Origin of the sequence: uncultured Catenibacterium sp. (assembly GCF_900540665.1) — a bacterium.
Classification (GTDB): Bacteria; Bacillota_I; Bacilli_A; order Erysipelotrichales; family Coprobacillaceae; genus Catenibacterium.
Map to the genome: position 1 here is coordinate 36,131 of NZ_UQGV01000005.1, position 8,460 is coordinate 44,590.

At 33.4% G+C, this 8,460-nt stretch carries 7 protein-coding genes, 1 tRNA gene and 1 pseudogene; 2 read left to right on the plus strand and 7 right to left on the minus strand.

The window, feature by feature from the left end:
* Positions 1-196: 196 nt before the first annotated feature.
* Positions 197-469 carry a hypothetical protein gene (locus QZQ55_RS01655; RefSeq protein ID WP_295089104.1) on the minus strand — a complete coding sequence of 91 codons (273 nt, stop codon included), beginning with the start codon at positions 467-469 and terminating at the stop codon, positions 197-199.
* Positions 456-668: a type II toxin-antitoxin system HicA family toxin gene (locus QZQ55_RS01660; RefSeq protein WP_295089106.1), complete on the minus strand. Its 213-nt coding sequence runs from the start codon at positions 666-668 to the stop codon at positions 456-458. Before QZQ55_RS01660 ends, QZQ55_RS01655 begins: the two co-directional genes overlap by 14 nt.
* 457 nt (positions 669-1,125) lie before the next feature.
* On the opposite strand from QZQ55_RS01660, the gene asnB reads away from it, so the two are divergent.
* On the plus strand, positions 1,126-2,709 hold the full coding sequence (gene asnB / locus QZQ55_RS01665; RefSeq protein WP_295089108.1) for an asparagine synthase B: 1,584 nt from the start codon (positions 1,126-1,128) through the stop codon (positions 2,707-2,709).
* Positions 2,710-2,950: 241 nt separating this feature from the next.
* Here asnB and QZQ55_RS01670 read toward each other — a convergent pair.
* The 5 genes and pseudogenes from QZQ55_RS01670 to QZQ55_RS01690 form a co-directional block, all read right to left on the minus strand.
* Positions 2,951-3,034 (minus strand) — tRNA-Leu (locus QZQ55_RS01670).
* Positions 3,035-3,080: 46 nt separating this feature from the next.
* A complete protein-coding gene (locus QZQ55_RS01675) occupies positions 3,081-3,767 on the minus strand; it encodes a DUF134 domain-containing protein (protein ID WP_295089110.1) in 687 nt (228 codons plus the stop codon).
* 74 nt (positions 3,768-3,841) lie between these two features.
* Positions 3,842-5,110: a galactokinase family protein gene (locus QZQ55_RS01680; RefSeq protein ID WP_295089112.1), complete on the minus strand. Its 1,269-nt coding sequence runs from the start codon at positions 5,108-5,110 to the stop codon at positions 3,842-3,844.
* 331 nt (positions 5,111-5,441) lie between these two features.
* Positions 5,442-5,564, minus strand: a pseudogene (locus QZQ55_RS01685) (6-phospho-beta-glucosidase); the annotation flags it as partial.
* 25 nt (positions 5,565-5,589) lie between these two features.
* The gene (locus tag QZQ55_RS01690) at positions 5,590-7,215 is read right to left on the minus strand and encodes a SulP family inorganic anion transporter (protein ID WP_295089114.1); all 1,626 of its coding nucleotides are present in this window, start codon (positions 7,213-7,215) and stop codon (positions 5,590-5,592) included.
* 178 nt (positions 7,216-7,393) lie between these two features.
* On the opposite strand from QZQ55_RS01690, the gene QZQ55_RS01695 reads away from it, so the two are divergent.
* A complete protein-coding gene (locus QZQ55_RS01695) occupies positions 7,394-8,347 on the plus strand; it encodes an alpha/beta hydrolase (protein WP_295089116.1) in 954 nt (317 codons plus the stop codon).
* The last annotated feature ends 113 nt before the right edge of the window (positions 8,348-8,460 follow it).

Below are 8,460 nucleotides of genomic sequence, written 5' to 3' on the forward strand. Positions count from 1 at the left end.
GCATAAATTATATCATAGAAATCTATCTACCTGGGTAAGTAATCAATTATCACAATTTTATAATAAATCACAATTTATTGGCAGAAATACAGCATAAAACAACCCCTAAGCTATTGTACTTGCTTAGAGGTTGTTTCAATTTTTTATTGTCTATAAAACGCAGAAGAAGCATTAATTTGTTGTTTTAAACAAAGAATTAACAATCAACCCACGTAATATCATTTTCTATTTCCCAAAAAGTCTTTCCGTCAAAAATTCGATCTGATAAAAAATCTTCCACAGGATAATTATTGTAGTCACCTTTCCATTTATAATCCTTACCATTTTCTTTCATTTCACAGAGCACTAACTCTAATATATCATTTTCCATCCACCCTTCTAAAAAATATTTTGTATCATTATATAGAAACCATAGTTCATCACCATAATGTATATGATCTACAAATTCCTGAACATTACCATTTTTCACACTTTTCTTCTACCTTTAAATCATATTCCTTAATAAGTCTACGGGCAATCATCTTATTCACATGAGTCCTCTTAATAGTGATAGTACGTTCACCATTAGAGTAGATACAATGATCCCCTTTCGCATTTCTAAGGAATCTATAGCCATTGTTTTCTAATATTCTTTTAAATTCTATGACTGAGTAAGTTCTTGCTTTCATGACCCTTCCTCCTTGGTTACTTCTATTCTAACATATTTATAATCTTTGATGATTTTTTTACATATAACGATATATTTATTCATAAATTAGTATATATACTAAATTTTAATTAATTTTTAATACTTTTATAATAATTTATTATTGCATTGACTAAATCTTTGTACTATACTTAGACCCAACAAAGGCGAAGACGAGGAGAGTAATCTATGACAGAGACTCTAGCGAGTAAGTGATGGTGGAAGACTTACAGTTAAGTGATAGATGAAAAACACCTCTGAGCTGTCTACCCAAAGCATTATGCAAGTAGGCTAGAACGTTCTTTCAGCGACGTTACCGCTGGCGGGTATCGCATGCTCTTTGAAGTATGTCTGTACTTAGTTATAGACTCAACGACTTAGTAAGATACTCGCACCACAAAGCGAGTTTTTTTTGACTCAAGTATAGGAGGAAGATGTAAATGTGTGGTTTTCTAACAATGGGTTCTACAGAAGTAGAAATTGATGTATTTGATGAAGCTTTAGGAAAGATTGAAGGAAGAGGTCCTGATATGATTCAGACTTCTCGATTATTTGATAAGACTTTTGGTTTCAATAGATTGGCTATTATGGATTTAAGTGAGAATGGTAAGCAGCCATTTTCTGATGATCATACAATTGTAGTATGTAATGGAGAAATCTATAACTACCCAGAATTAAAGAAGAATATTATGGATGAATATACTTTTAAGTCTTCTAGTGACTGTGAAGTATTAATTCCTTTATATAGAAAATATGGTTTAGATACACTTGTAAGATATCTAGATGGTGAATATGCATTCTGTTTATATGATGCATTAACTGATAAAATGATAGCTGCAAGAGACCCTATTGGTATTCGTCCAATGTTTTATGGATATACTGAAAAAGGCACAATCGCATTTGGTTCTGAAGCCAAAGCTTTAATGCCTGTTTGTAAGAAAATCATGCCTTTCCCACCAGGACATTATTATGATGGTGAGAAGTTTGTATGCTTCAATGATGTGGCTGATGTGAAATTAATGCATAATGATGATGTAGACACAATTGCCTTGAGCCTACGTGTTAAATTAATTGAAGCAGTGAAGAAGAGATTACAGAGTGATGCCCCTGTTGGTTATCTATTATCTGGTGGTTTGGATTCATCTTTAGTATGTGCCATTGGTCAGCGTATTACTGATACACCTATCAAGACTTTTGCGATTGGTATGGAAACAGATCCTATTGACTTAAAGTATGCGAAAGAAGTGGCCGAATTCTTAGGTACTGATCATACAGAAGTGATCATGACTAAAGATGATGTACTCGATTCTTTAAGAGAAGTCATCCGTACATTAGAGACTTGGGATATTACAACTATTCGTGCAAGTATCGGTATGTATCTTCTATGTAAATATATTCATGAACATACTGATTTAAAGGTTATTTTAACTGGTGAAGTGAGTGATGAATTATTTGGTTATAAGTATACAGACTTTGCACCTAGTCCTGAAGAATTCCAGAAAGAATCTCAGAAGCGTATGCGTGAATTATATATGTATGATGTATTAAGAGCAGATAGATGTATTAGTGCAAATGCCTTAGAAGGTCGTGTTCCTTTCGCTGATCTTGATTTTGTGGATTATACAATGCGTATTGATCCTAAGAAGAAGATGAATACATACAACAAAGGTAAATATCTCTTAAGACATGCTTTTGAAGGTTTGAACTATCTTCCTCATAATATCTTATTTAGAGAAAAAGCAGCATTCTCTGATGCTGTTGGACATTCTATGGTAGATTACTTAAAAGAATATGCTGATTCTTTATATACAGATGAAGATGTTAAGAATGCCAAGGATAAGTATCCTTACTGTACACCATTTACTAAAGAATCATTATTATATCGTGATATTTTTGAATCTTATTACCCAGGAAAAGCTAAGTGGATCAAGGACTTCTGGATGCCTAATAAGACTTGGAAAAACTGTGATGTCAATGACCCAAGTGCTAGAGTACTTAAAAACTATGGAGATTCTGGAAAATAATACTATAATAAGAATGAGGTGATGGTTATGTTAAGTACATTATTACTTATGGTGTTCTTTCTTGCATTTCTTCCATATATTGTAATGTTCTATATATTCAAATGGAGTTTGAAGGTTGTAATTTATCTCATTCTTATTTTCCTTGCATTAGGATTTTTGGGAATCACTATATAGAGGCTATGAGTTATTCATAGTCTTTTTTTGCACAAAAAAAAACGTGGTCTCCCACGTTAATAACTATTGGTGCTCGGAATGGGATTTGAACCCACACGGCATAAACCACCAGTACCTGAAACTGGCGTGTCTACCATTCCACCATCCGAGCATTCAACAGTGTTGATTTTATTCTTGTTTTATTTGTTTGTCAAATATTATTCATGATGGCATTCACAATTATCATGGCTGCATCCACAAGTAGGTTCGGATTCAGGAACGAGTGTACCGGCTAAATAAGCTTTCACTGCAGTATCACAATCACCAGTTGCTCCACCAACCACATTAATATTAGAACCACTTAAAGCCATAATAGCCCCTCTACCAATGCCACCACAGATCAATACATCTACATTTAAATTAGATAATAAAATAGCTAATGCACCATGACCTAATCCTTCTGTACCTACAACCTGTGATTCTTTGATTTCATTGTTTTCTACATCATATAATTTAAATTGTGAAGTTTTTCCAAAGTGTGGAAAAACTGATTCGTTTTCATAAGTTACCGCAATTCTCATAATATGTTCTCCTTTTACTTTTAAAACAGAATAACCTGTTTTTTTTATACATTCATTGCCTTCAATTCTTAAAGGATAGCCTTCCATTATACTACGTGCTATCTTTTTTCTTGCTCTGGCATATATTTCAGTAACTGTAGTACGTGATATATTCATCTTTTCAGCGCATTTGGCGTGTGTATAGGACTTATAGTCTATAAGACGGATGACCTCAAATTCATCTAATGCAAGCTCTATATAGCCTCTTTGAGGGATACCATCAGGTACAAACATATTGTATTCAGGAAATCCTGTAATTGTCCTTGATCTCTTCGATCTAGCCATACGCTCCTCCAATTACTGACATATGTCGATAACATTATAACACAAACAATATGAAAAAAAGCAGTTTTCACTGCTTAAAGTAATCTCATTGCGCCTTGTTCTCTTGTATGAATAATATGACAAGAATCCTTACCAAATATAGAATCCATATAAGATGCATAATCATTAATTCTATTTGTTTTCACAAAGGTAAGCATAGTACCTGAGAATCCTCCACCATTCACTTTTGCTACACCATCACCATTTAGATAATTCTCACTTAATACAATAGCTGTACCAATATTTTGATGACGTGTACTTCCCTGTGGATAAATATTCTGTAGCGCTTTAAATGTAGAGTCTCCAGATTCTTTCACTAATTTTAAGAAGGTATCAAAATCTCCCTTTTCAAGTGCTTCTGACTGCTTTAAGACACGCTCTTCTTCTTTAAAGAAATGAAGTGCTCTTAAAGCAGGACGATCCCCTACTCTTGCTCTTACCATACGATAGTTCTTTATGAACTCATCATAAGAAACATCTCTTAAAACATCCTGTTGAAAGAAATGAGCTACCTTGATCATTTCATTTGGAACAGCATCATAATCAATTGTATTATCTGATCTATACATATTAGAATTCACACAACATAGAGTATAATCAAAATTTGAGAAATCAATATTCAGCTTATAAATATCTGGTGAATTGAGATTCTTAAAATCTACTTTAATAAAGCCACCCACACAGCAGACACACTCATTCATTAAACCACTTGGCTTACAATAAAATGTATTTGTCGCAAAACGACCAATCTGGACAAGATGTTCGTTTTCAATTTTTCCTTCATTATATAAATAGTTAATAATGGTACCAATCATAATATTAAAGTTAGCACTAGAACCTAAACCTACATTTCTAGGAATATCACATTGAATAAAGGCGTTAAAACCACCAATATGATAATTCTTCTGGTTGAGTCCAAATAAAACACCATTGATCAATGATTCCATTGTACCTTTCTTGGCTTCATTATATTTTATATTTTCTGTATCTATTTCATTAATACTTAGTTGATTATAAATAACCTTTACATAGCGATCCTGTTTACCCACTATACCAATAGAATCTAATTGAATAGCGGATGCAAGAACACGTCCATGCTGGTGATCAGTATGATTACCACCTATTTCACATTTACCAGGAACACTAAATATCATAATATCCTGGTCTCCATAATAATCAATAAAGGACTGGACTGCATCTTTGTATCTAAGTATCTGATCATCTATATTTTCTGAGTAAATTCCTCTTAATAGAGGAATCATTTCACCACTAGAAAGTCTTTTGAGTACTTCAGACGCTTTCATAGTATAGCCTCCTTTTTGTAAACGATTGCATTTCTATTTTATCATGTATTTGTTTGATTACAATGTTTCAAGTTATATTTTACATCAAAATACCATAGATACCTTGTTCATTTCTTTATTCTATTTTGTGCATAATGTGCATAAGTGTGAATAATTCATTTTCATGAGTATATATCATATATTTTTAAATTGCATGTAAACTACAGTTTTAAAACACCTATTTTAAGGTGTTAAATAGCCTTACTTATACACTAAGACTATTTAGGTTTTGTAGTGACTTTGTCATTATGTGTAAACGGATACAAAAAAAGAATAGTGATTATTCACTATTCTAGTCATCTAATGCAGCTCCATTTGTTTCAATAATATGCTTCATCCAGTTATAAGACTTTTTCTTTGTACGCTTGAGTGTACCATGTCCTTTATCATCCATATTTACATAGATAAATTCATAGGTGCCCACAAAAAAGTAGGTTTCCCTACTTTTCTTCCAACATCTCTATAACCTTAATAACATCCCAATAGAATGATTCTTCACCGACATATGTATCAAAGTGACGTCTTCTTAATTGTCTCATGACATTATTTTGTACACCAGTGAAATAGAGCTGTACCTTATGTGCACGACATAGTTCTACAACATCCATTAATTCATGAATACCTGAATCATCAATAGATGGTACACCTCTTACTGAGAGAATAAGATGATCACATCCATCTACTAGTTCTCTTATTTTAGATAATAACTGATCCTGGTTTCCAAAGAATAGTGGTCCAGCTAAATAAACTACCTGAGTTGTAGAATGGTTATAATTGATTTCTTTGTCTAATCTATGTGGTTCAATGGCACTTGTTTCTACATGTAATGAAGAGTTATTGATCACAAACAAGAACATTGAAACACAGATACCTAATACAATTGCGACTGTTAAATCAAAAACAACTGTTGCAAGCATAGTGACTAAGAACTGTGTCATACTTGTTTTAATACGGTTTCTAAAGATTGATTTAATTTCATCCCATTCATTCATACGCCATGCAGTCATGATAAGGACTCCAGCTAAAGCAGATAAAGGAATCTGTGACATATAAGGACCTAATACAAACATAGAAATAAGTAATGCGATAGCATGGAAGATACTTACTAATCTTGTCTGTCCACCTGCCTTGATTGCGACACTAGTACGTGCAATAGCGGCAGTGGCTGGTACACCGCCAAAGAATGGAATCACCATATTACCTACACCTTGCGCAAATAGTTCCATATCAGCATCCAGCTTTTCATTTTTCATCTTACCAGCACTTGCACCACATAGTAATGATTCAATCATACCAAGCATCGCAATACTAAAAGCAGGAATAATAAGATGAGTTACAGTCGTAAGATTCAGACTAGATATAGATAGTCTTGCATCTGGAAATAATGTAGTAGGAATCTTACCTACGATTGTTACATCGAACTGTCCTACAATATTCACAATTAAAGCGATAATAATACCGGCTAAAGATGATGGGAATACACTTGCCCATTTCTTAGGCCAGATCAACATAATAAAGACAACAAGTAAGCCAAACATCAAGGCATACTTATTAATAGGAAAACCTAATTTAGAATAAGATAGAAGCTTTTCAATTGTATTCCCTCCTTTAGAAGTCACACCAAAGAAGTTATCAATCTGTCCTGTCGCAATGATAATCGCAATACCACTTGTAAAGCCTGTAATAACACTACTTGGAATAAAAGATACAACCTTACCAAATTTAAAAAATGATGCAATAAGTAACATAACCCCAGAAATAAAGCTGGCTACAAATACACCCTGTAGTCCATAAGTAGTAGATAAACCAATCAAGATAGCTGACATAGCCCCTGTAGGGCCTGAAATCTGATAAGAGGCGCCTGATAGTCCTCCAATGAGTAAACCAGCGACAATGGCTGTAATTAAGCCAGCACCTGCATCAGCACCACTACTGACACCAAAAGCTAAGGCAAGTGGTAAAGCCACTGCTGCAACTGTTAAGCCTGCAAGTATATCTTTAACTAACTTTTGTGAGTTATACCCCTTAAACTCACTTTTTAATCTTAAAACATAATTGTTTAACACAAAACTCCCTTTTCCTTTCCCAAAAATACTGTTTCAATATATCATAAAATTCTTATAATGTTGAGAAAAAATCTAATATTTACATATCATATGAATATGTAAAATTTTTATTTAGTTTGACATTAAAACTATTAACTTCAAGTAAACATTAGTATACAATACATTCCGAGGTGGATATATGAGAAAAAAGATTATAGGATTGATTGTATTGATATTACTTTGTGGAAGTATTGGAGTAGGTCATTATTTTGTGAATTATGCTTTATCTCCTGCAAGTAATTCTAGCGAAAGAAATGTGAAGACAACAGTACATGCAACAAATGAGAATGAATTAATCATGATGAGAAATAAAGTAAGTGAAATGAAGAAGGCAGATGCCTTTTATAAAGAAACTACTTTAACATCAATTACCAGTAAGGACCAATTAAAACTCTCTGGTAATTATAAAACACAAGACAGTCATAAATGGGCTCTTATTATTCATGGTTATAAGGTGGATAATAGAAATATGATGCCTTTTGGAAGAACATATTATGAGCATGGCTATAATGTGTTACTGCCAGATGATCGTGCTTCTGGTAAGAGTGAAGGAGATCATATTGGGATGGGTTATCTTGATAAGGGTGATATGAAGCAATGGATTAAATGGATATTGAATAAGGATCCAGAAGCACAAATAGTAGTACATGGTGTGTCCATGGGTGGTGCAACAACTATGATGTTGTCAGGAGATAATCCAGACCATATCGTTGGGTATATTGAGGATTGTGGTTATACGAGTGTATATGATATATTCTCTAGCGAATTAGATAAGAGATTTGGTTTACCACCGTTCCCTGTCATGGATATTTCTAATATTATGGCAAATATTGAAGCAGGTTATGATTTCAAGAAAGCAAGTAGCGTTGACGCAGTTAAGAAATGTAAGAAACCTATGATGTTTATTCATGGTACGAAAGATGATTTTGTCCCTTATTCAATGGGATTAGAAGTTTATAAAGCAGCTAATTGTGAAAAAGAATTATATAGTGTAAAGGGCGCAACACATGCCAATAGTATCTATATGAATCCTGATGATTATTGGAATAAAGTATTTAAGTTTATTAATGAGAAGACATCTATCACAAGATAGATGTTTTTTTGTACTAAAAAAGCCCTCCCGCAGGAAGGCATAAAAAAAGGACCTGGCTGCTTGCTATTGTCGCGTCTTCACACTATCGTCGCCGTTATGATGCTTAACTTCCG

What these genes read in the sequence shown, in the direction of transcription:
- QZQ55_RS01660 (WP_295089106.1), bottom strand. Translation starts at nt 668, where the DNA reads ATGAAAGCAAGAACTTACTCAGTCATAGAATTTAAAAGAATATTAGAA.
- asnB (WP_295089108.1), top strand. Translation starts at nt 1,126, where the DNA reads ATGTGTGGTTTTCTAACAATGGGTTCTACAGAAGTAGAAATTGATGTA.
- QZQ55_RS01675 (WP_295089110.1), bottom strand. Translation starts at nt 3,767, where the DNA reads ATGGCTAGATCGAAGAGATCAAGGACAATTACAGGATTTCCTGAATAC.
- QZQ55_RS01680 (WP_295089112.1), bottom strand. Translation starts at nt 5,110, where the DNA reads ATGAAAGCGTCTGAAGTACTCAAAAGACTTTCTAGTGGTGAAATGATT.
- QZQ55_RS01695 (WP_295089116.1), top strand. Translation starts at nt 7,394, where the DNA reads ATGAGAAAAAAGATTATAGGATTGATTGTATTGATATTACTTTGTGGA.